This is a genomic window from Magnetovibrio sp., assembly GCF_036568125.1.
GTDB lineage: Bacteria > Pseudomonadota > Alphaproteobacteria > Rhodospirillales > Magnetovibrionaceae > Magnetovibrio.
Genome location: NZ_DATCTF010000010.1, coordinates 725,503 through 745,764, shown reverse-complemented (window position 1 = coordinate 745,764; position 20,262 = coordinate 725,503). Strand labels below are relative to the sequence as shown.

General features: G+C 59.8%; 21 protein-coding genes. 1 reads left to right on the top strand and 20 read right to left on the bottom strand.

All coding sequences use genetic code 11. From position 1 onward, the window contains the following. Positions 1–216: 216 nt before the first annotated feature. On the top strand, positions 217–1,629 hold the full coding sequence (locus VIN96_RS08350; RefSeq protein WP_331895358.1) for a hypothetical protein: 1,413 nt from the start codon (positions 217–219) through the stop codon (positions 1,627–1,629). Here VIN96_RS08350 and bluB read toward each other — a convergent pair. The 20 genes from bluB to nuoG form a co-directional block, all read right to left on the bottom strand. After that, positions 1,626–2,366 (bottom strand): 5,6-dimethylbenzimidazole synthase, encoded by a 741-nt coding sequence (bluB, locus tag VIN96_RS08345; RefSeq protein WP_331895356.1) that lies wholly within the window; start codon positions 2,364–2,366, stop codon positions 1,626–1,628. The genes VIN96_RS08350 and bluB overlap by 4 nt on opposite strands. Positions 2,367–2,460: 94 nt before the next feature. Further along, complete coding sequence (locus VIN96_RS08340; RefSeq protein WP_331895354.1) at positions 2,461–3,441, bottom strand: SLAC1 anion channel family protein; 981 nt, start codon at positions 3,439–3,441, stop codon at positions 2,461–2,463. 106 nt (positions 3,442–3,547) lie between these two features. After that, the gene (locus VIN96_RS08335; RefSeq protein ID WP_331895352.1) at positions 3,548–4,237 is read right to left on the bottom strand and encodes an ABC transporter ATP-binding protein; all 690 of its coding nucleotides are present in this window, start codon (positions 4,235–4,237) and stop codon (positions 3,548–3,550) included. Next, a complete protein-coding gene (locus VIN96_RS08330) occupies positions 4,230–5,474 on the bottom strand; it encodes a lipoprotein-releasing ABC transporter permease subunit (RefSeq protein WP_331895350.1) in 1,245 nt (414 codons plus the stop codon). Before VIN96_RS08330 ends, VIN96_RS08335 begins: the two co-directional genes overlap by 8 nt. 117 nt (positions 5,475–5,591) lie before the next feature. Continuing rightward, positions 5,592–6,044, bottom strand: a complete 453-nt coding sequence (locus tag VIN96_RS08325; protein ID WP_331895348.1) for a hypothetical protein — start codon at positions 6,042–6,044, stop codon at positions 5,592–5,594. A gap of 18 nt (positions 6,045–6,062) precedes the next feature. Then, on the bottom strand, positions 6,063–6,611 hold the full coding sequence (locus tag VIN96_RS08320; RefSeq protein WP_331895381.1) for a DNA-3-methyladenine glycosylase I: 549 nt from the start codon (positions 6,609–6,611) through the stop codon (positions 6,063–6,065). Position 6,612: 1 nt separating this feature from the next. Then, positions 6,613–6,780, bottom strand: coding sequence for a hypothetical protein (locus tag VIN96_RS08315; protein WP_331895347.1), 168 nt, complete (start codon positions 6,778–6,780; stop codon positions 6,613–6,615). 4 nt (positions 6,781–6,784) lie between these two features. Then, positions 6,785–6,979, bottom strand: coding sequence for a hypothetical protein (locus VIN96_RS08310; protein WP_331895346.1), 195 nt, complete (start codon positions 6,977–6,979; stop codon positions 6,785–6,787). A gap of 30 nt (positions 6,980–7,009) precedes the next feature. Continuing rightward, positions 7,010–7,414: a methylmalonyl-CoA epimerase gene (gene mce, locus VIN96_RS08305; RefSeq protein WP_331895345.1), complete on the bottom strand. Its 405-nt coding sequence runs from the start codon at positions 7,412–7,414 to the stop codon at positions 7,010–7,012. Positions 7,415–7,438: 24 nt separating this feature from the next. Next, positions 7,439–9,097: a ribonuclease J gene (locus VIN96_RS08300; RefSeq protein ID WP_331895344.1), complete on the bottom strand. Its 1,659-nt coding sequence runs from the start codon at positions 9,095–9,097 to the stop codon at positions 7,439–7,441. Positions 9,098–9,101: 4 nt separating this feature from the next. Further along, complete coding sequence (locus VIN96_RS08295; protein ID WP_331895342.1) at positions 9,102–9,875, bottom strand: type III pantothenate kinase; 774 nt, start codon at positions 9,873–9,875, stop codon at positions 9,102–9,104. A 58-nt stretch (positions 9,876–9,933) separates the two neighbouring features. Further along, the gene (locus VIN96_RS08290; protein WP_331895340.1) at positions 9,934–10,728 is read right to left on the bottom strand and encodes a biotin--[acetyl-CoA-carboxylase] ligase; all 795 of its coding nucleotides are present in this window, start codon (positions 10,726–10,728) and stop codon (positions 9,934–9,936) included. 10 nt (positions 10,729–10,738) lie between these two features. After that, positions 10,739–12,202: an NADH-quinone oxidoreductase subunit NuoN gene (nuoN, locus tag VIN96_RS08285; protein WP_331895339.1), complete on the bottom strand. Its 1,464-nt coding sequence runs from the start codon at positions 12,200–12,202 to the stop codon at positions 10,739–10,741. A 15-nt stretch (positions 12,203–12,217) separates the two neighbouring features. Further along, positions 12,218–13,735, bottom strand: a complete 1,518-nt coding sequence (locus VIN96_RS08280) for an NADH-quinone oxidoreductase subunit M (RefSeq protein ID WP_331895338.1) — start codon at positions 13,733–13,735, stop codon at positions 12,218–12,220. A gap of 3 nt (positions 13,736–13,738) precedes the next feature. Next, positions 13,739–15,697 (bottom strand): NADH-quinone oxidoreductase subunit L, encoded by a 1,959-nt coding sequence (gene nuoL / locus VIN96_RS08275; protein ID WP_331895380.1) that lies wholly within the window; start codon positions 15,695–15,697, stop codon positions 13,739–13,741. Between the two features lie 16 nt (positions 15,698–15,713). Beyond that, positions 15,714–16,025, bottom strand: a complete 312-nt coding sequence (gene nuoK / locus VIN96_RS08270) for an NADH-quinone oxidoreductase subunit NuoK (protein ID WP_331895337.1) — start codon at positions 16,023–16,025, stop codon at positions 15,714–15,716. Then, positions 16,025–16,627 (bottom strand): NADH-quinone oxidoreductase subunit J, encoded by a 603-nt coding sequence (locus VIN96_RS08265; protein WP_331895336.1) that lies wholly within the window; start codon positions 16,625–16,627, stop codon positions 16,025–16,027. The genes nuoK and VIN96_RS08265 overlap by 1 nt, the downstream gene beginning before the upstream one ends. Positions 16,628–16,642: 15 nt before the next feature. Further along, positions 16,643–17,131, bottom strand: a complete 489-nt coding sequence (nuoI, locus tag VIN96_RS08260) for an NADH-quinone oxidoreductase subunit NuoI (protein WP_331895334.1) — start codon at positions 17,129–17,131, stop codon at positions 16,643–16,645. 14 nt (positions 17,132–17,145) lie between these two features. Continuing rightward, positions 17,146–18,174 carry an NADH-quinone oxidoreductase subunit NuoH gene (gene nuoH, locus VIN96_RS08255; RefSeq protein WP_331895332.1) on the bottom strand — a complete coding sequence of 343 codons (1,029 nt, stop codon included), beginning with the start codon at positions 18,172–18,174 and terminating at the stop codon, positions 17,146–17,148. Beyond that, positions 18,167–20,239 carry an NADH-quinone oxidoreductase subunit NuoG gene (gene nuoG / locus VIN96_RS08250; RefSeq protein WP_331895331.1) on the bottom strand — a complete coding sequence of 691 codons (2,073 nt, stop codon included), beginning with the start codon at positions 20,237–20,239 and terminating at the stop codon, positions 18,167–18,169. Before nuoG ends, nuoH begins: the two co-directional genes overlap by 8 nt. Positions 20,240–20,262 lie beyond the last annotated feature (23 nt).

Here is a 20,262-nt window from a genome sequence, read left to right as displayed (position 1 = left end):
GGCCCAGTAACATCGCGTTACACATGAATGATTCATTCTGTAACGCCCAGAGCGATACGCTGACTTCGCTATCTCAACCAACGCCTGACGGAGCTTCACCCCATCGACGCGCTTCGCCACGAATAACCTCCTCATCCCTTTTGGATAAGTACGCCTTTCATTTCACAACGGCTTGCGCGCGCCGTCATAAAAGGGAGCTATTAAGAGGGGGTGCTCATGCCTGAAACGATGCCACAGCAAACGCCGCCCGTATCGCCTGCCCCAACGCCACCCCCATCACCAACCGTGCCACCAAGCGCTGCCCCTGCACCGGCGCCCGAGCAGGCGTCGCACAACGAACCGCAAACGGAATCTGACACCAAGAACGGCCAACGACTGCGTGACGCCATCGCGGACGCCCACGCCTTGTTGGATTTCGCAGCACGCCATGGCATGCATCTCGAACACGCCATCACCGGTCCGATCATCGCCTCGCACGACAAGATGGCGCGGGGCATCCCCCTCGACGCCCCGGAACAAGAGCAACTGTGGAACGCCTTTTCCGCCATCATGGACCGGGTCAAGCCGGTGACGGTCGAAAGCATCCGTTTCTCCAAGCCCGGCAATGGCGTTGACGCGCAGCTAAGTTGGTTGAGCCGGATGTTCGCCAGCAGCACCCCGGCTGAGCGCGTCTTGCGGCGATACCTGACGGTGGCCGTGATTTCGCTGCTGTCACTATTGTCGTTGCAGGTCGAATGGGCCATCGGCATGGCCATTTACAACGACGCCTACGAGGTCCACAGAGGCTATCTGAGCAGCACCGACCAATTGCTGGATGCCCGACAAATCAGTTCATCTCTCAAGGACACGAAAACAGTCGCTGCAGCAGATGCATTGGCCAAACTGGAAAAGATCGAAAGACGTCATGCGCAAAGTGGCTCATGGGACGATGTTTCGTACGTGCGCCTGTGGTGGTGGAACCGTCAGGTTGCCGCCTTGTTTCCGCCCTACGATCTGAAAATCAACGCAAAGGGACCGCGTACCGAGGCCGGTGACGTCAAACTCGACACTGTGGGCGAGCGGCGCATCGAATTCACCCGCGCCCAGCTGACTTTGGAAGTCATAGCCAACTATGTTTTGGTGGCGCTGTTTGCGTTGCTGGGCTCCATGACCCAGGCACTGCGCAGCCTGTCGGCGGACATAGATACGGTGTCGTTGACCGCCAACCGGCTCTACGCCATCCGCACACAGATCATTCTGGGCGTGATCTCCGGTGTGTGCATGGGATGGTTGGTGATCATATCGGCGGGTGACGGTTCGTTGACGCCCCCGGCGGAACAATTCACCCCGCTGACCTCCATCAGCTTCCTCGGCGCGTTCACGCCCTGGGCGCTGGCGTTCATTTCCGGCTACAGCGTCGAGATCTTTTTCACCGCGCTGGAACGCATCATCAACGTGATCACACGCCGCATCGAAACACCGACCGACGACCAGCCTTCACTGAGCCCTTCGCCCGACGCCACCGCGAACCAACACGACGACGAGGCAGGCAGCAAACAGCCGCCATCCGCCAAGCCGATACAACAGCCGCAACAGGTGGCGTCTGCCTCCCCTGCTTCACCCGCCACACCTACCGTGCCGACGACTTAGAAATCGCCCTTTTCAATGCGCGCCTGCTCAGCCTGCAGGCGGTCTAGCAATGTGGTGGCGTAGGTGTCGTCGGCGCTTTCGCCAAAAGCTTCGAAATGGGTCAACTCGTGGGCGGGCAAGCGTTTGCGCCAGCCAGATGTTTCCAGTTCCGGTTTGTCGTTGAAATGTGACACATGGCCCAGGCACAAATACGCCACCGGCTGAACATTTTCAGGGATCGCCAAAACCTCTTTCAAGCGCTGTTGGTCTAAGATGCTCACCCAGCCCATGCCCAGCCCTTCTGAGCGCGCCGCCAGCCACAAGTTTTGAACCGCGCACACCGTGCTGTAGAGGTCCATTTCCGGGATGTGGGTGCGGCCCAATACTACCGGACCGGCGCGGTCCTTGTCGCAGGTGATGCACAGGTTGATGGGCGCTTCGAGAATGCCTTGAAGCTTGAGATTGCGATACGTTTCGCGCTTTTCACCTTCGAACATCAGGGTCGCCTCGGCATGGGCCTTTTCGAACAGAGCATGGACCTTACGCTTGGTTTCCTCGGCGCGCACAACGATGAAGCTCCACGGCTGCATGAAGCCCACCGACGGCGCGTGGTGTGCAGCCATCAAGATCCGCGCGAGCAGATCTTCGTCGATGGGTTCCGACGTGAACTGACCGCGTACGTCGCGGCGCGAATAAATGGTGCGGTACAAGGCATGGCGCTCCGCATCGCTGAATACGTGATCGTTGGATTGGCTCATGGTGTCCCAGGGGTGTTGGGGTGGGCAAAAGATATGGCGTCGGTGGTCAGCCCACCGACGCCAGAGATACCTTAAGCCCGAGTGCGGCGAAGAATCAATCTTCGACCACGCATATGCGGTTGCGCAACATTGCTTCGATGGTGCGCGCCGCCAGCAGCGCCAAAACCATATTCAGGATGATGAACAGTCCCACAGCCACAACCTGGAACCAGTCCTTACCCGTCGCCTCTGCCATGACGAATGCCGCGACGGTCATCGCCGCCAGCGGGAACGAATAGGCCCACCACGACAAGAAGAATTGCAACCGCGCGAATTTCATCATCTGGGTTGAGATCATCAGCGTCAAAAACAGTGCGGTGTGGAACAAAACCGTCGCGAACGCATCGATCCCGCCGCTCAATTTGACGTACGACAGGAAACCCACCGCCGGCGGCGCGATCAAAATAAAGAACGTCGGCAGCAGTTTGTCGGGCAACGGATTGTGAAAGATGATGCGGTAGAACACGATCACCTTCAGCACCAGCCAAAACACCAAGCCGACGGAAAAGAAGAACCACGAGGCATCGATAAACCCGTGCTGAACGCCGCCGAGCGGCGCGACGATATTGCCCACGATGGGAATGAACCAAGACGGGTTCATGTGCTGGATTTCAAAATGGGTGTGGTTGATCCACGACGCCAAGACGAACAGCGTTAGCAGCAGATGCAAACCGGCCCCCACCAGCCACAGAATTTTGGAGATTTGCGGGTCGAACGGATAGGCGACCACGGAGATCAATAGCAAGCTGATCGAAATGGCGGGAAAGAAGCTCAACCGCACCGGATGGCGTAGTTCCTTGAACACCGCATCGCGATGCAAAACGTACTTGGCGAGGTAACCACCCAACAGCAAAACGAACACCACTGCTGTAATCGCGGCGTGATAGGGGCTGACCATGAACGGCATGATCATCACCTGCTCGGCCTTTTCCCACGCCAAGGTCAGGCCGCACAGGCCCATCACCACGGCAAAAAACGAGATCGGCATGTTTTCAAGGCGGGTCGTGGTCGCGGGCACTTGCGGTTCGGGGTTCATTGCGTCAGTCCTTCTCGTAACCTCAGACAAATCAAGGCGTTGTCACGTTTGAAAACGTGGGAAAGGCAAAGCAACATATCAAGGATTGTGTGACGCGCAGATGAATTTAGACCTCGCGCAGATGACCGTCATCGACACGTACGGTGCGGTCCATGCGTGCGGCCAGATCGGGGTTGTGGGTCGCGATCAGCGCGGTCAAACCGGTCTGGCGGGTGAGGTTCAACAACATGTTGAAGACGTCGTTTGCCGTTTCGGGGTCTAGGTTTCCGGTCGGCTCGTCCGCCAGCAGCAACGTCGGCGCGTTGGCCAACGCCCGGCCGATGGCGACGCGTTGCTGCTCGCCGCCCGAAAGCTTGGCCGGGCGATGGCTGGCGCGATCCTTCAGGCCCAACATCTCCAGCAATTGCGCGGCGCGTTGGCGGGCCTCGCTTTTGCTGAGACCGGCGATGATTTGCGGAATGACGATGTTTTCCAAGGCCGAAAATTCCGGCAGCAAGTGGTGATACTGATAGACGAAACCCAAATGCTTGCGGCGGATTTCCGTGCGCCGGTCGTCGCCCAGTTGCGAACACGCCTCGCCGGCAATGTGAATTTCGCCCGAGTTGGGTTTTTCCAGCAATCCGGCGATTTGCAGCAAGGTCGATTTGCCGGAACCGCTGGGCCCGACCAGAGCGACGATTTCGCCCGCATTGACCGTCAATTCCGCACCTTTGAGGACGTGAAGCGCGGTGTGCCCGGAACCGAAATGACGCTTGATATCGTTCAGGTGCAGGACCGGGTTTTGCGGCTTATTCATAGCGCAGCGCCTCCGCCGGGTCCAAACGCGCGGCGCGCCAGGATGGATAAATGGTGGCGAGGAACGACAAGCCCAGCCCCATCAACACCGTGGACAGAACTTCCGTCGGATCGACCTTGGCGGGCAATTGGGACAGGAAATAGATTTCAGCGGCGAACAGCTCGGTTCCGGTCACAGATTGGATCCACTGGCGGATGCTTTCGATGTTGAGTGAAAACCACAGCCCCAACGCAAAGCCGCCCAGTGTGCCTATCACGCCGATGCTGGCGCCGGCGAGGAAGAACACCCGCATGATCATGCCGCGCGTCGCCCCCATGGTGCGCAAGATGGCGATGTCGCGCCCCTTATCCTTGACCAACATGATCAGGCTGGAAATGATGTTGAACGCCGCGACCACGATGATCAGGGTCAAAATCAAAAACATCACATTGCGTTCGACCTGAATGGCGTTGAAAAAGCTGGCGTTGGTCTTTTGCCAATCGAACACCCGCGCCTGATCGTCGAGCGCGCGCTTGATGTCGTTGCCGATACCGCGGGTGTCGCCGGGATCGTTAACGAACACTTCGAGATTGTTGACGCTGTCCTTCATCTGGAAATACACCTGCGCGGCGTGCAGCGGTATGTAAGCGAAGCCGCTGTCGTATTCGAACATGCCGATGGAGAACGTCGCCACCACCTCGAACGCACGCATGCGCGGTACGGTGCCGAACGCGGTGGCTTGGCCGTTGGGCGAAATGATGGTGACCTTGTCGCCCACCCGCACGCCCAGGCGCTGCGCCAATTGCGCGCCGAGAATGATGCTGTCGTCGGGGCCGAACGCATCGAGGCTGCCCGCTTGGATATTGCCGGCGATGATGTCGCGCGCCATCAGGTCGGTGGATTTGATGCCGCGCAGCACCAGACCGCGCGCTTGGCCGTTGTGGGTGGCCATGACCTGACCTTCGATCAACGGCGTGGCGCTGACCACCCCCGGCACTTTGGCGACCAGAACGGCCTTGGCGTCGTAGTCGGTCATCTGGCCGATCGGGGCGTAGATATTGACGTGCCCATTGAGGCCCAAAATGCGGTTCATCAACTCGGCGCGAAAACCGTTCATGACGCTCATCACGATGATCAGGGTGGCGACGCCGATGGCTATGCCCAACAAGGAAAACCAGGCGATCACGGAAACGAAACCCTCTTGCCTGCGGGCACGGAGGTATCGCACGGCCATCATCCACTCGAACGCGGAAAACATCGGTATCACAATTCCTTATTGGGTCTAGCCTTGAAATGTCCCGCGACTTTAGGGGAAGCCCCAAAGCGAGGCAAGACGCGGCGCAACGGTGAAAAGGTATAATCGCAAAATGAGGCCCTATTGTGCCCCATCGTCGTTTTGTAGGCGCAATTTACAGGCGCGCTCGATGGCGCGTTGATCGTCTTGCAGCAGTTCCTTGCCGTTGAACGTCAACGTACCGCTGGCCAGATCGTATTGAATGGTGGCGATGCCCGCTGTGACGTCGAACAACGCCGCCGCACCGAAGCCATAGCGCCCCGCCAGATCGAGACCGAAATCGATGACGATTTCATCGGGAACCTTGATCGCGCCGAGCGGTTGAATGTCGGCGGGTGCGACCGCGTTGCCGTGAACATCGACACCGGCCTTGTAAGTCACGTCGTCGCGAGCCTCATGGCGCAGCAAACGCCGACAATCGTCCAAACTGACCGACATGTGGGTAACGGTCTTGGCCTCTTGCGGCTCGCCTTGCTGGGCCAACGCGGGCGCACAACTAATGACGAGAATGGCGGCGGTCAATAAACGGTTCATATCAATCTAAGTTATTGTTTAATCGGAACTCTTCGCTTGCAGCCAGGGTGGATTTCTGTTCAGAACGGCCCGATAAACCGGGCAGTCCTCGGCATGTGCCCCATCAAGATAGCCGGTGCTCATGAGAAATTCGTTAACCACTTCTGGTCCGGTGAATTTGAAGGTCTTTTTAAACAACTTCACCCACGCGCCCAAATCCTGCGGGTGATGCGCCGCCAGCCAATTGGCGAAGCCATCGTGCGTGGCGCGCAGGCCTTGCACCACGCCGGCATTGTGAATGATCGAGGTGATTTTGAGCCGGTTGCGAATGATCCCGGCATCATTGAGCAAGCGTTCGACATCCTGCTCGCCATAGGCCGCGACCGTGTCGATGTCGAAACCGTCGAACGCCGCCACCATGCCCGGGCGTTTTTTCAGCACCAGTTCCCACGACAAGCCCGCTTGGAAAATTTCCAGGCACAGCAACTCGAACAACGCCCGGTCGTCTTTGCCGGGAAAGCCGTATTCACTGTCGTGATACGGGCCGTGGATGGGATGGTCGGCGGCGGATTTGCAGTACCAGTTCATTTCACCACCAACTGTTGCGATACGCGGCATGAATGAACAACAGCGAAAAGCTCACCAAGGCGATCATCGAAGCGCAAAACACCACCCACATAGCCACCTTGCGGTCGATTTTCACCACCCGCGCCTGTTGCAGGCGTTGCGCGGGCTTTGCGTCATGAGAATGGGTCATGCGTTCAATACCCGCCTGTGTGTGCAGTCGCCGGGCGCGCCGTCGCGGTGACTTGATACATCCAGCCGACGCCCAGCGTAAACACGACCACGATCGCGACGATAATGGCGACCCATTTTTTGTTGATCGTGATCTGGCTTTCGCCGGTTATGACGATTTTTTGCGGCGTTTCGCCGGTTTGGTGTTGTTGTTCGCTCATCTTTTCCTCCCATCAGGTTGGAGAAAGACGTCAGGCTTGCTCCAACTCGATCAGGGTAGCGCAAAAATCTTTCGGATGCAGGAACAAAACTGGCTTGCCGTGCGCGCCGATTTTCGGCTCGCCGCCGCCCAGGATGCGCACCCCGTCGGCGCTCAGCTTGGCGCTGGCGGCGTCGATGTCGTCGACTTCGAAGCACAAGTGATGGATGCCGCCGTCCGGGTTCTTGGCCAAAAAGCCGTTGATCGGCGAGTTATCGCCGAGCGGTTCCAACAGCTCGATCTTGGTGTTGGGCAATTGCACGAACACCACCCGCACGCCGTGATCGGGTTCGTCTTGCGGTTCGGACACCGTGGCGCCCAGTTGGTCGCGATATTTAGCGGTGGCGGCTGCCAGATCCGGCACGGCAATGGCGACGTGATTGAGATTACCGATCATGGGGAGGTCTCCTGTCTGTACGCGTCACACCCGGACCAAGTGAACGGTGGTGACCGCGTTTTTGTTGAAGGTTGCACGGCAGTATCGGCGCACCGCCATGCGCACGGCTTCGGCGACGATGTCGTCCTTGCGCAGATCCTTTTTCGACAACCGCTCGACCGCATCCTCGGCGGCGTCGAGGATGTCGTCTTCAAAATCGCAATCGTCGGGTTCAAGCAGACCATGGGTGGTCAAAATCGGGTCGCCCTTCACGTTGCCGACCTTGTCGATGACCATGGTGATGGTGGCACTGCCGTTCCACAGCGCGCGGGCGCGGCCGCGCACCAGTTCGCCGTCCAGCGGCACCACGCGGCCGCCTTCCAAGGCCAGCCGTCCCGAAGGCACCTGTTCGATGACGCACGCCGGTCCCGGCGCGATGCGAATCATGCCGCCGTTTTCATTGACGATGGCTTCCTTGACCTGGGCGGACCGCGCCAGTTTGGCGTGTTCGGTCAAATGGCGGATTTCGCCGTGCACGGGGATCGAAATTTGCGGCTTCACCGCCTGATACATTTCCAGCAGTTCATCGCGGGCCGGATGGCCCGACACGTGCACGAACTCGTCCTTGTCGGTGACGATGTTGATGCCGCGCCGCACCAGACGGTTTTGCAATCGCCCGATCGACACTTCGTTGCCGGGGATTTGGCGCGACGAAAAAATCACCGTGTCGTTTTCATTGAGGTAGATGCGCGGATGTTCGTCGGCGGCGATGCGCGACAACGCGGCGCGCGGCTCGCCTTGTGAACCGGTGCAAATCAGCAGGACTTTGTCTTTGGGGATGTCGCCGAAATAGTCCTCATCCAAAAACGTCGGCGCATCCTGCAGGTAGCCGTTTTCCTTGGCCGCGTCGATCATCCGCCAAAACGACCGCCCAGCCAGAACCACATCGCGACCGACCGCCTTGGCGACCCGCGAAATGGTGTCCAGACGCGCCACGTTGGACGCAAAGCACGTCACCACCACCCGCCCCTCGCACCCTTCGACGACTTGCTTCATGCTCTCGAAGATATCGCCCTCGGACCCGCTGGTGCCTTTGGTGAAAACGTTGGTGCTATCGCATACGATAGCCAACACCCCGTCGTCGCCCAGTTTGCGCAGCGCGGGCATGTCATAGGGCTCGCCGATCACCGGATCGGGATCGAGCTTCCAGTCGCCGGTGTGCAGAACCGTGCCCAGGGGCGTGCGGATCGCCATGCCGTTGGGTTCGGGGATCGAATGGGTCAGCGTGATCAAGTCGATTTCGAACGGGCCCACCTGGAAGGTGCCATTAAGCGACACTTCGACGATCGGCACGATGTCCAACAAGTTCACTTCCGCCAACTTGCGTTGCACGATCGAAACCGTGAACGGAGTCGCATAGATGGGACAGCCGAAGCGTTCCCACAGATACGGCACCGCGCCCAGATGGTCTTCGTGGGCATGGGTGAGCACGATGCCCGCCAAGTCTTCCTTGTGTTTTTCGATGTAGGCCGGGTCGGGCATGATGACATCGACGCCCGGGTGGGTGCCGTCGCCAAATGTGATGCCGAGGTCGACCATCATCCAGGTCGGCTTGCCCGGCTTGCCGTATCCGTAGAGGTTGAGGTTCATACCGATCTCGCCGGCGCCGCCGAGCGGCAGGAACAGAAGTTCTTCGTCGGCCATAGACCTAACCTTTGTTTCTTTTGTGGATCAGATAGAGGCCCCTGAGCGTCAGGTCCTTATCGGTCCAATTGATGATGCGGGTCGCGTCGGAAAACATCTGCGCCAATCCGCCGGTGGCGACCACGTCCATGTCGGCGCGGAATTCCTCGCGAATGCGCGCCACCATGCCTTCGATCATCGACACATATCCCCAATAGATCCCCGACTGCATTGCCGATACGGTGCCGGTGCCGATCACTTTGGCGGGGCGTTCGACCGCCACGCGGGGCAATTTCGCCGCCGCCATGTGCAGGGCTTCCAACGACAAATTGATGCCCGGCGCGATCACCCCACCGGCGTAGTTGCCGTCGTGGTCGATCACGTCGAAGGTGGTCGCGGTACCGAAATCGATGCAAATCAGCGGCCCGCCGTACTTGGCATTGGCAGCAACGGCGTTAACCAGACGGTCCGCGCCGACCTCGTGGGCGTTTTCGATCTTGATCTCGACGCCCAGGTCGACGCCCGCTTCCCCTACCACCAGCGCCGTGGTCTGAAAATACTTTTCGCACAAGCTTTTGAGGTTGTAGAGCGTTGCGGGCACCACGGTGGCAATGATCGCGTCGGTGATGTCGGCGGGATGGATGCTTTCAAGTTCCATCAAACGCAACAGCCACACACCGTATTCATCGGACGTGCGCGTCGCGGTGGTGCTGGCGCGCCACTCGCCTTTGATTTCGCCGTCGTCGGTAAAGACCGCGAAGACCGTGTTGGTGTTGCCGGAATCAATCGCTAATAACATGATGCATATCTACCATTCATGCCCCCGCGCGCCAATCCATTTCGCACCTGCAAAAAAACTAGAGTTCGCGGGGGATGCTCGGAATGAACACGTCGCCTGCGGTGATCAGGCGGTTGGGATGGCCGTCGCGATGCAACACCAGTGCGCCGTCTTCGTCCAAAGCACCGAAAATCCCTTCCAGGGTTTCGTTGGGCAGGCGCACCGTCACCGGCCCGCCGACGCCGCGCGCACGCGCCAGCCAATGGCGGCGGATCGGGCCGAAGCCCAAATTGCGCCACGTCGCCACACCGGCCAAAAAGCGTTTCGCCAAGGTGTCGAGCAACAAGGCGACGTCCAGCCCCTCGCCCAACACCCCTTGCGCTGCCAAGGATGTGGCGGGAAAGCCGCCGTCTTCGACCACCGGATGGGTGGCGACGTTGACGCCGATGCCCAACACCAGCCACTCGAACTGATCGGCTTCGAAAGCGGGTTGTGCTTCCATCAAGATACCGGAGATTTTAGCTCCTTCGACCAGCACGTCGTTAGGCCATTTGACGTTGACGAAGGTGCCGCTGGGGCATACCACCTGGACCGCGTCGGCCACCGCGTTGGCGGCGACGAAGCTCAACTGCGTCATGACCCGCATCGCATACGGCATGCGCAAAATAATCGAAAAATAGAGATTGCCTTCGACCGAGACCCATTCGCGGCCCCGTCGTCCGCGCCCCGCGGTCTGGCGCTTGGCCCACACCAAGGTTAAATCGGGCGCGCCCTGCTCGGCCAAGCGCTTGGCCTCGGCATTGGTGCTGTCGACGCACTCCAGCTCCACAAGCACATAGGGGCTTGGGAGCTGGAGGCTCGATGCGGTTGTCATGGTCGGTGTCTTAGAACAGCGAGGCTGCTGCCGCACCCGCCAAGTTGATGATCGGGGCCGGAGCCAGGAAGAACAAGATCACCACGGCGCCGGTCACCGCCAACACCCCGGTGATGGAGCGTGGCAACGGGCTTTCCAGCGGCTCGATCCCGGCATCGTCGAAATACATGATCTTGATGATGCGCAGGTAATAATATGCCGACACAACGCTCGCCAACACACCGATGATCGCCAGCGTGTAAAGCTGCGCATCGATCGCGGCGAGGAAGATGTAGAACTTGCCGAAGAAGCCAGCCAGCGGCGGAATACCGGCCATCGAGAACATGAACACGGCCAAAACCGCTGCCATGCCCGGATGGGTCTTGGCCAAGCCGCCCAGCTCGAAGATGTTTTCCACGTGCCGTTCGCCGCGACGCATCGCCATGATGCACGCGAAGGTGCCGATGTTCATGAACACGTAAATCGCCAGATACACCAGAACGCCCGTGACGCCCGCTTCGTTACCGACCGCCAGGCCAATCAGCGCATAGCCGACGTGGCCGATGGAGCTGTACGCCATCATGCGCTTGATGTTCATCTGCACAATCGCGGCGAACGCGCCGATCGCCATCGACAGCACCGAAATCACCACCACGACCTGATGCCATTCCGCGACCATCGATCCGAACGGACCGACCATGACGCGCAGCAGCAGCGCCAGGGCGGCGACTTTCGGCGCGACGGCGAAAAACGCCGTAACCGGGGTCGGCGCGCCTTCGTAGACGTCCGGCGTCCACATGTGGAACGGCACCGCGGAAACCTTGAACGCCAGCCCCGCCATGACGAACACCAAACCAATCACCAAGCCGATGGGCGCATGTTCTTGCGCCGCGATGGTCGTGGCGATGGTGTCGAAATCCGTGGTTCCGGTGAAGCCGTAAACCAACGACGCGCCGTAAAGCAAAAAGCCCGACGCCAACGCCCCCAGCACGAAATACTTCAAGCCCGCTTCGGTCGACCGGCTGTCGTCGCGATGAAACGCCGCCAGCACATACAGCGACAGCGACTGCAGTTCCAAGCCCATGTACAGCGACAACAGGTTGCCCGCCGACACCATCATCATCATGCCAAGCGTCGCGAACACCACCAAAATGGCGAATTCGAAACGGTGAGCCCCCCGGCGTTCCAGCCAGTCCTGCGCCAAGATCAACGACAGCGTCGAGGCGATCAAGATCAAAACCTTGGCGAAGGTCGCGAACGGGTCGGACACGAACATCCCGTCGAACGCGATGCGCGTGTCACCCGAAACCGTGAACACCAAAAGCAGGGCCAAAAACAGCGTCAAAACGCCCAACCCCGACGTCAGGCGCGAGGCACGCACGATACCGTCAGGCGTGGTCGCTTTTTGGAACACCCCCAGCATCAGCAAGGACATGGCCGCCAGCGCAAGGAAGATTTCCGGCAATGCCGGGGCGATGTTGGGAACTTCAGCCATAAACCTAACTCTCCCTTACTGGCCGGCCACGACGGCGGCCTTGCTGGCATCCAGCGCCATATGCACCTGGCCCAGCAGATTATCGACAGAAACATGCATGACGTCCAAGAACGACGCCGGATAGACCCCCATCCACAGCGTCAACACGATCAGCGGGGCGAACACCGCCATTTCGCGCGGGCTCATATCGAGCATCTTCTTGACCTCTTCCTTCTTCAGCGCGCCGAACACGACCCGGCGATAGAGATACAGCATGTACGCGGCCCCCAAGATCACACCCGTGGCGACGAACGCCGCCACCCAAGTGTTAGCTTTGAACAAGCCGACCAGGACCAGGAACTCGCCAACGAACCCGCCGGTACCCGGCAAGCCAACGGACGCCATCATGAACAGCATGAACACCAACGCATAGGCCGGCATCTTGTGCACCAAGCCGCCATAAGCGGAAATCTCGCGCGTGTGCATGCGGTCGTAGATCACGCCGACGCACAGGAACAACGCCGCCGAGACCACGCCGTGGCTGAGCATCTGATAGATCGCACCTTCAACGCCTTGGATGGTCAAGGTGAAGGTGCCCGCCGTCACAAAGCCCATGTGGGCGATGGACGAATACGCGATCAGCTTTTTCATGTCGTGCTGCACCAGCGCCACCAACGAGGTGTAGATCACTGCGACGATGGACAGACCGTAGATCAGCGGCGTGAAATAGACCGAGGCATCGGGGAACATCGGCAACGAGAAGCGGATGAACCCGTAACCGCCGAATTTCAGCAGCACGCCGGCCAGAATGACCGAACCCGCCGTCGGCGCTTCGACGTGGGCGTCGGGCAGCCAGGTGTGCACCGGCCACATCGGCACCTTGACCGCGAACGAGGCGAAGAACGCCAGCCACAGCCAGACTTGCAGGCCCGGATCGAAACGGGTCGTCATCAGGGTCGGGATGTCGGTGGTGCCCGCCTGCAGGTACATCACCAAGATCGCCAACAGCATCAACACCGACCCCGCCAGCGTATAGAGGAACAGCTTGTACGATGCATACACCCGGCGCTGACCACCCCACACACCGATGATCAGGAACATCGGGATCAGGACGGCTTCGAAGAAGATGTAGAAAATCACGATGTCGAGCGCGGAAAACATGCCCACCATCATGGTTTCCAGGATCAAGAACGCGATCATGTATTCCTTCACGCGGGTCTTGATGCTTTCCCAGCTGGCCAGAATGCAGATCGGCGTCAGCAGCGTGGTCAACATCACGAACAGCATCGAAATGCCGTCCACGCCCAGGTGGTAGCTGATGTTGTAGGTCGGGATCCAGTCGGCCTTTTCGACGAACTGGAAATCGGCCGTGTTGGGGTCGAAACCGAACCACAAGAACAACGACATCACGAACGTGAAGGACGATGCGAACAAGGCCGTCCGGCGCACGTTGCGCACGGCGATCTCGTCGTCCCCGGAGATCATGAGGATGAAACCCGCCCCCGCCAATGGCAGGAAGATCAGGACCGAAAGTAGGTGCTCAAAGCCAAACATCCATCACCCCGCGATAAACAAATACCAGCCCACCATGCTGACGACGCCGATCAACATGGCGAACGCATAGTGGTAGAGATACCCCGTCTGCAACACACCGACCTGTTCGGCGGTGTCTTGCGTGGCTTGAGCGACGCCGTTGGGCCCCAGACCATCGATGATGGCTTGGTCACCCACTTTCCACAAACTGGTTCCCAGGCGGAACGCAGGCTTGACGAAAATGGCGTCGTACAACTCGTCGAAGTACCACTTGTTGAATACGAATTTGTGCACCGGTTTGATCGCGCTGACCACCTTGGCCGGCAGGCCCGGTACGAACATGTACATCACGTACGCCAGTGCGATACCGGCTGCACCGACGACCAACGGCAGGTACTTGACCCACGCCGGAACGTGATGGGCGTTTTCCAGCGCCGGATGGGTGTCGAGCACCAAGATCGCGTTGCCCCAGAAGTGCGCCGCGTCGTGACCGACGAACCAGTTGTAACCGACCCAGCCCGCGCCGCATGCGCCCGCCGCCAGCAACAGCAACGGCATGATCATGATCTTGGGGCTTTCGTGCACGTGCGCCATGGTCTTTTCATCGGCGCGCGGTGCGCCGTGGAAAGTCATGATGATCAGACGCCAGCTGTAGAACGCGGTCAGGAACGCCGCCGCGATGCCCAGCCAGAAGGCGTAGTTGCCGACGCCCGTATGCGCGCCGTAAGCGGCTTCCAAGATCATGTCCTTGGAGAAGTAGCCCGCGAACGGGAACACGCCGGCCAAAGCCAGGGAACCGATCCACATCAAAGTGTAGGTCACCGGGATCAATTTCCAGGTGCCGCCCATCTTGCGCATGTCTTGTTCGTCCGACATGGCGTGAATGACCGAACCCGCACCCAAGAACAGCAACGCCTTGAAGAACGCGTGGGTCATCAGGTGGAAGATCGCCGCCTGATAGGCCGACACGCCGATGGCGAAGAACATGTAGCCGAGCTGCGAACAGGTCGAATACGCGATCACGCGTTTGATGTCGAACTGGGTGCAGCCGATGGTCGCGGCGAAGATCGCCGTTGACGCGCCGACGATGGTCACCACCTGCAACGCCAAGTCCGAATATTCGAACAGCGGCGACATGCGGCTGACCATGAACACGCCCGCCGTGACCATGGTCGCGGCGTGGATCAATGCGGAAACCGGCGTCGGGCCTTCCATGGCGTCCGGCAGCCAGGTGTGCAGGCCCAACTGCGCCGACTTGCCCATAGCGCCGACGAACAGCAGCAGACAGATCACCGTGATGGCGTGGAACTCGCCCGAGAAGATCGAAATGGTCTCGTTGGTCATGGTCCCCGCCTGAGCGAAAATGCTGTCCAAGTTGACCGTGCCGAACATCACAAAGGTGGCGAAGATGCCGAGCGCAAAACCGAAATCGCCGACGCGGTTGACCACGAACGCCTTGATCGCGGCGGCGTTGGCGCTGGGCTTGTTGTACCAAAAGCCGATCAGCAGGTAGGACGCGAGGCCGACCCCTTCCCAGCCGAAGAACATCTGCACCAGGTTGTCGGCGGTCACCAGCATCAGCATGCAGAAGGTGAACAACGACAGATAGCTCATGAACCGCGGCACGTCGGGGTCGTGGTGCATGTAACCGATGGCGTAGACGTGCACCATGGCCGAAACCGTGCACACCACCACCAGCATCACCGCCGTCAAGGTATCGACCTTGAGCGCCCAGTTGAGATCCAGATCACCCGATTGAATCCACTGCACGATGGTCACGGTGTAGCTGTCGCCACCCAAACCGACCTGCTGGAACGTCATCCACGACAACACCATGGTCACCAACAGCAGGCCCGAGGTGACCCACTGGGCAATGGTGTCGATCTGGTGCTTTTTGTGTTTGTCTTTGCCGCAATCGACGAACGCGAGCGCCCCCGCGATCATCGAGGCCAGAAGCGGCAGGAAGACAATGGCTTTGATCATGCTCATCTTGGTCTCCTCAGCCCTTCATGGCGTTAATGTCGTCGACGGCGATCGAGCCGCGAACGCGGAAGAACACCACCAAGATGGCCAGCCCGATGGCGGCCTCGGCGGCGGCGACGGTGAGGATGAACAGCGAGAACACTTGCCCCACCAGATCCCCCAGTTCGACGGAGAACGCCACCATGTTGATGTTCACCGCCAGCAGCATCAGTTCAATCGACATCAAGATGACGATAACGTTTTTGCGGTTGAGGAAAATCCCGAACATGCCGGTGGCGAACAAAATCGCCGCAACCGTCAGGTAATGACCCAGTCCAATGTCAGCCATCAGATGCCCCTCCCCGTTTCGACTTTCTTGAGCACCACGGTCTCCTTGGCGTTGCGCGCCAACTGATCGGCGATGACCTGTTTCTTGCTGTCCTTGCGCTTGCGATGGGTCAGCACGATGGCACCGATCATAGCGACCAGCAGCACCAGCCCCGCGGCCTGGAACAGATAGACGTAGCGGGTGTAGATCAGTTCCGCCAAAGCCGAGGTGTTTTGCACATCCGGCGTCTTGGCTTGGATGTTGGCGGCCGCTTCGGGCGCCATGTGCCACGCCACCGACGAGGCCAGAATTTCCCCGGCGAAGATCGCCACCACCAAAAGCCCGATGGGCAGATAGTTGAGGAAGCCTTGCTTCATCTCGACCACCGTGACGTCCAGCATCATGACCACGAACATGAACAGCACCGCGACCGCGCCGACGTAGACGACGATCAACAGCATGGCCAGGAATTCCGCCCCCGCCAGCACGAACAGACCGCCCGCGTTGAAAAACGCCAAGATCAGGAACAACACGGAATGAACCGGGTTGCGGCTCGTCACCACCAGCACGCCGGATGCGACGCAGGTGATGGCGAACATGTAAAAGACCAAAGTTTCGATCATCTGTTCCCCCGGCTCCTAGCGATACGGAGCATCGGCGCGCAGACGAAGGTCGAGTTCGACCTCCCACCGTGCGCCGTTGTCCAGAAGTTTGGCTTTGTCATACATCAGCTCTTCACGCGTTTCGGTCGCGTACTCGAAATTGGGGCCTTCGACGATGGCGTCCACCGGGCAGGCTTCTTCACAAAACCCGCAGTAGATGCATTTGGTCATGTCGATGTCGTAGCGCGTGGTGCGGCGCGAGCCGTCGTCACGCGGTTCGGCCTCGATGGTGATGGCCTGGGCCGGGCACACCGCTTCGCACAGCTTGCACGCGATGCAGCGCTCTTCCCCGTTGGGGTAGCGGCGCAGCGCGTGTTCGCCGCGAAAACGCGGGCTCAGCGGGCCTTTTTCATACGGATAGTTCAGCGTCACCTTGGGACGGAACATATAGCGCAAGGTCAACAGCATGCCTTGCAGCAGTTCGATCATCAGGAACGGGCGGATGTTGCGGTCGATGAAGCTCATGTCTCGGTCTCCCCTCAACCTGCGCCCAAGGCGGTTTGCGGCAATAAGTCGAACGTCACCAGCACGCCCGAAACGATCACCACCGCCGCCAGCGACATCGGCAGGAACACTTTCCAGCCCAGACGCATCAATTGGTCGTAGCGATAGCGCGGGAAACTGGCGCGCACCCAGATATAGATGAACAACAGCGCCGCGATCTTGATCGCGAACCAGATCGGTCCGGGGATCAGGTTGAACGGCGCGATGTCGATCGGCGGCAACCAGCCGCCTAAGAACAAGATGGTGGTCATGCCACACATCAAGATCATATTGGCGTATTCACCCAAGAAGAACAGTGCGAACGTCATCGCCGAATATTCGACGTTGTAGCCCGCGACCAGTTCAGCTTCCGCTTCCGGCAAATCGAACGGGTGACGGTTGGTTTCCGCCAAGGTCGAGATGAAGAACACCACCGCCATCGGAAACAGCGGAATGACGAACCACATGCCGCGCTGGGCTTCGACGATGGCGCTCAGGTTCAGCGAGCCCACGCACAGCAACACGGTTATGATGACGAAGCCCATGGAGACTTCGTAAGACACCATCTGCGCGGCCGAGCGCAACGCGCCCAAGAACGCGTATTTGGAGTTGGACGCCCAACCCGCCATCAAGATGCCGTAGACGCCGAGGCTGGACACCGCGAACAGGTAAAGCACGCCGACGTTGATGTCGGCCAACACCAGACCCTCGCCGAACGGGATCACCGCCCACGCGATCAAGGCCAGGAAGAACGTCACCATCGGCGCGATCAGGAACACCGCCCGGTTGGCGCTGGACGGGATCACCGTTTCCTTCAAAAACAGCTTGGCGCCGTCCGCCAGCGGTTGCAGCAAGCCGAACGGCCCGACCACGTTGGGGCCGCGGCGCAGTTGCATGGCGCTGATCACCTTGCGTTCGACATAGGTCAGGTACGCAACGGCGATGAGAATGGGCACGACGATGACCAGGATCTTGATGACGATCCAAATCAGCGGCCACAGATAGTTATCCCAAAGTTCAACCATCGGTGCCGGTCCTTTCCGTCTCGCCCCCAGAGATCCCAAGGATCTCGGCGGTGCACGCCGCCATGGTTTCGGAGGCGCGTGAAATCGGGTCGGTCATGTAATAATTCCGAATATGCGATGACAACGGTTTCGATTGCAGATCACCCTGCTGGCCGAAATCCCCCCACTCGGCGGGTTGGATTTCATCCACGGTGGCGAACAGCGGATTGATTTCCGCCATGCGCGCGCGCACCTGGGGCAACGTGTCGTACTTCAACGGCTTGCCCAAAACGGCCGACAAGGCGCGGATGATGGCCCAGTCTTCCTTGGCCTCGCCACGCGGGAACACCGCCAGTTGACCGCGTTGCACGCGGCCTTCGGTGTTGACATAGGTGGCGTTCTTTTCCGTGTACGCGGCCCCCGGCAAGATCACATCGGCGAGATGCGCGCCGCTGTCGCCGTGATGGCCTTGATAGATGATAAAGGTGTCGGACAACTTGGCCGCTTCCATGCCGTCGGCGGCCAGCAGGTAGAGAACCTCGACCTTACCGTCACCGCACGCATCCAAGATGCCCGCAGTGTCCAGTCCGCCGTCCTTGGGTGAAAAGCCGATGTCCAAACCACCGACGCGCGAGGCGGCGGTTTGCAGCACGTTGAAGCCGTTCCAGCCGTCTTTCACCATGCCGGTGGCGTCGGCGATGGCCTTGGCAGCGGCGAGTACGGCACCGCCGTCTGCGCGCATCAACGCGCCCGCGCCGAGGATCAGCATTGGTTTCTTGGCCTTTTTCAAGACCTTGGCAAACGCATGCTTGCCCGAAGCCAGTTCGTTCAGCAACGCCGGATCGTCACCGAAGTTTTCGTGCTTGTAGGTCAAATCCGCCGCCGGACCAACCACGCCGACCGGGAAACCGCCCATCAGGTAGCGCTTGCGGATGCGGGCATTGAGCACCGGCGCTTCGATGCGCGGGTTGGAGCCGATGATCAACAGCGCGTCGGCCTCTTCGATCCCGGCGATGGTGGTGTTGAAGATGTAGCTGGCGCGCACGTTCGGATCGACCGCACTGCCTTCTTGGCGGCAGTCGTGGTTCTTGGACCCAAGCACATGCAACAGGTCTTTGAGCGCCGTCATCGCTTCGACGTCGACGGTGTCGCCCGCCAACGCGGCGATTTTGGAGCCGTCCAGGCCGTCGAGCTTGGCCTTGATGGCCGCGAACGCTTCGTCCCAGGTGGCCGGTTGCAGCTTGCCGTCCTTTTTGACGTACGGCTTGTCGAGACGCTGACGCCCCAAGCCGTCGCAGGCAAAGCGCGACTTGTCGCCCAGCCATTCTTCGTTCACGTCTTCGTGCAGGCGCGGCACAATGCGCATCACCGCACCGCCGCGGGCATCGACGCGGATGTTCGCGCCGACCGCATCGAGCACATCGACGCTTTCGGTCTTTTTCAGTTCCCACGGACGTGCCTTGAATGCGTAAGGCACCGACGTCAGCGCGCCGACCGGGCACAAATCGATCATGTTGCCCGACAGTTCTGAGGTGATGGCATTGTTCACATAGGTGCCGATTTCCAGGTGCTCGCCGCGATAGACGCCGCCCAATTCCGGGCTGCCGGCGATTTCGCTGGCGAAGCGTACACAACGGGTGCAGTGGATGCAGCGCGTCATCACGCCGCGGATCAGCGGACCGAAGTCCTTGTCGTCGACCGCGCGCTTGTGTTCGTGAAAGCGCGAGTCGCCGCCGCCGTAGGCCATGGCTTGATCTTGCAGATCGCATTCGCCGCCCTGGTCGCAGATCGGGCAATCGAGCGGATGGTTGATGAGCAAGAACTCCATCACCGCTTCGCGCATCTTTTTGACTTTTTCGGTGTTGGTGTGGATCACCTGACCTTCGCCGACCGGCATGCAGCACGACGCCACCGGCTTGGGCGCGCGTTCCATTTCCACCAGACACATGCGGCAGTTGCCCGAAAGCGGCAGCCGTTCGTGATAGCAGAACCGGGGGACTTCGGCGCCCGCCAGTTCGCAAGCCTGCAGCACGGTCAAACCGGCGTCGACTTCGATTTCCTTGCCGTCAATGGTGAGCTTTGGCATGGCTCCCCTTCCTCTAACTTAGC

What these genes read in the sequence shown, in the direction of transcription:
- VIN96_RS08340 (WP_331895354.1), bottom strand. Translation starts at nt 3,441, where the DNA reads ATGAACCCCGAACCGCAAGTGCCCGCGACCACGACCCGCCTTGAAAAC.
- VIN96_RS08280 (WP_331895338.1), bottom strand. Translation starts at nt 13,735, where the DNA reads ATGTTTGGCTTTGAGCACCTACTTTCGGTCCTGATCTTCCTGCCATTG.
- VIN96_RS08310 (WP_331895346.1), bottom strand. Translation starts at nt 6,979, where the DNA reads ATGAGCGAACAACAACACCAAACCGGCGAAACGCCGCAAAAAATCGTC.
- VIN96_RS08335 (WP_331895352.1), bottom strand. Translation starts at nt 4,237, where the DNA reads ATGAATAAGCCGCAAAACCCGGTCCTGCACCTGAACGATATCAAGCGT.
- VIN96_RS08290 (WP_331895340.1), bottom strand. Translation starts at nt 10,728, where the DNA reads ATGACAACCGCATCGAGCCTCCAGCTCCCAAGCCCCTATGTGCTTGTG.
- nuoH (WP_331895332.1), bottom strand. Translation starts at nt 18,174, where the DNA reads ATGGTTGAACTTTGGGATAACTATCTGTGGCCGCTGATTTGGATCGTC.
- VIN96_RS08330 (WP_331895350.1), bottom strand. Translation starts at nt 5,474, where the DNA reads ATGTTTTCCGCGTTCGAGTGGATGATGGCCGTGCGATACCTCCGTGCC.
- nuoG (WP_331895331.1), bottom strand. Translation starts at nt 20,239, where the DNA reads ATGCCAAAGCTCACCATTGACGGCAAGGAAATCGAAGTCGACGCCGGT.
- VIN96_RS08265 (WP_331895336.1), bottom strand. Translation starts at nt 16,627, where the DNA reads ATGATCGAAACTTTGGTCTTTTACATGTTCGCCATCACCTGCGTCGCA.
- nuoI (WP_331895334.1), bottom strand. Translation starts at nt 17,131, where the DNA reads ATGAGCTTCATCGACCGCAACATCCGCCCGTTCCTGATGATCGAACTG.
- nuoL (WP_331895380.1), bottom strand. Translation starts at nt 15,697, where the DNA reads ATGATCAAAGCCATTGTCTTCCTGCCGCTTCTGGCCTCGATGATCGCG.
- VIN96_RS08320 (WP_331895381.1), bottom strand. Translation starts at nt 6,611, where the DNA reads ATGAACTGGTACTGCAAATCCGCCGCCGACCATCCCATCCACGGCCCG.
- bluB (WP_331895356.1), bottom strand. Translation starts at nt 2,366, where the DNA reads ATGAGCCAATCCAACGATCACGTATTCAGCGATGCGGAGCGCCATGCC.
- VIN96_RS08350 (WP_331895358.1), top strand. Translation starts at nt 217, where the DNA reads ATGCCTGAAACGATGCCACAGCAAACGCCGCCCGTATCGCCTGCCCCA.
- VIN96_RS08325 (WP_331895348.1), bottom strand. Translation starts at nt 6,044, where the DNA reads ATGAACCGTTTATTGACCGCCGCCATTCTCGTCATTAGTTGTGCGCCC.
- mce (WP_331895345.1), bottom strand. Translation starts at nt 7,414, where the DNA reads ATGATCGGTAATCTCAATCACGTCGCCATTGCCGTGCCGGATCTGGCA.
- nuoN (WP_331895339.1), bottom strand. Translation starts at nt 12,202, where the DNA reads ATGGCTGAAGTTCCCAACATCGCCCCGGCATTGCCGGAAATCTTCCTT.
- VIN96_RS08300 (WP_331895344.1), bottom strand. Translation starts at nt 9,097, where the DNA reads ATGGCCGACGAAGAACTTCTGTTCCTGCCGCTCGGCGGCGCCGGCGAG.
- nuoK (WP_331895337.1), bottom strand. Translation starts at nt 16,025, where the DNA reads ATGGCTGACATTGGACTGGGTCATTACCTGACGGTTGCGGCGATTTTG.
- VIN96_RS08295 (WP_331895342.1), bottom strand. Translation starts at nt 9,875, where the DNA reads ATGTTATTAGCGATTGATTCCGGCAACACCAACACGGTCTTCGCGGTC.
- VIN96_RS08315 (WP_331895347.1), bottom strand. Translation starts at nt 6,780, where the DNA reads ATGACCCATTCTCATGACGCAAAGCCCGCGCAACGCCTGCAACAGGCG.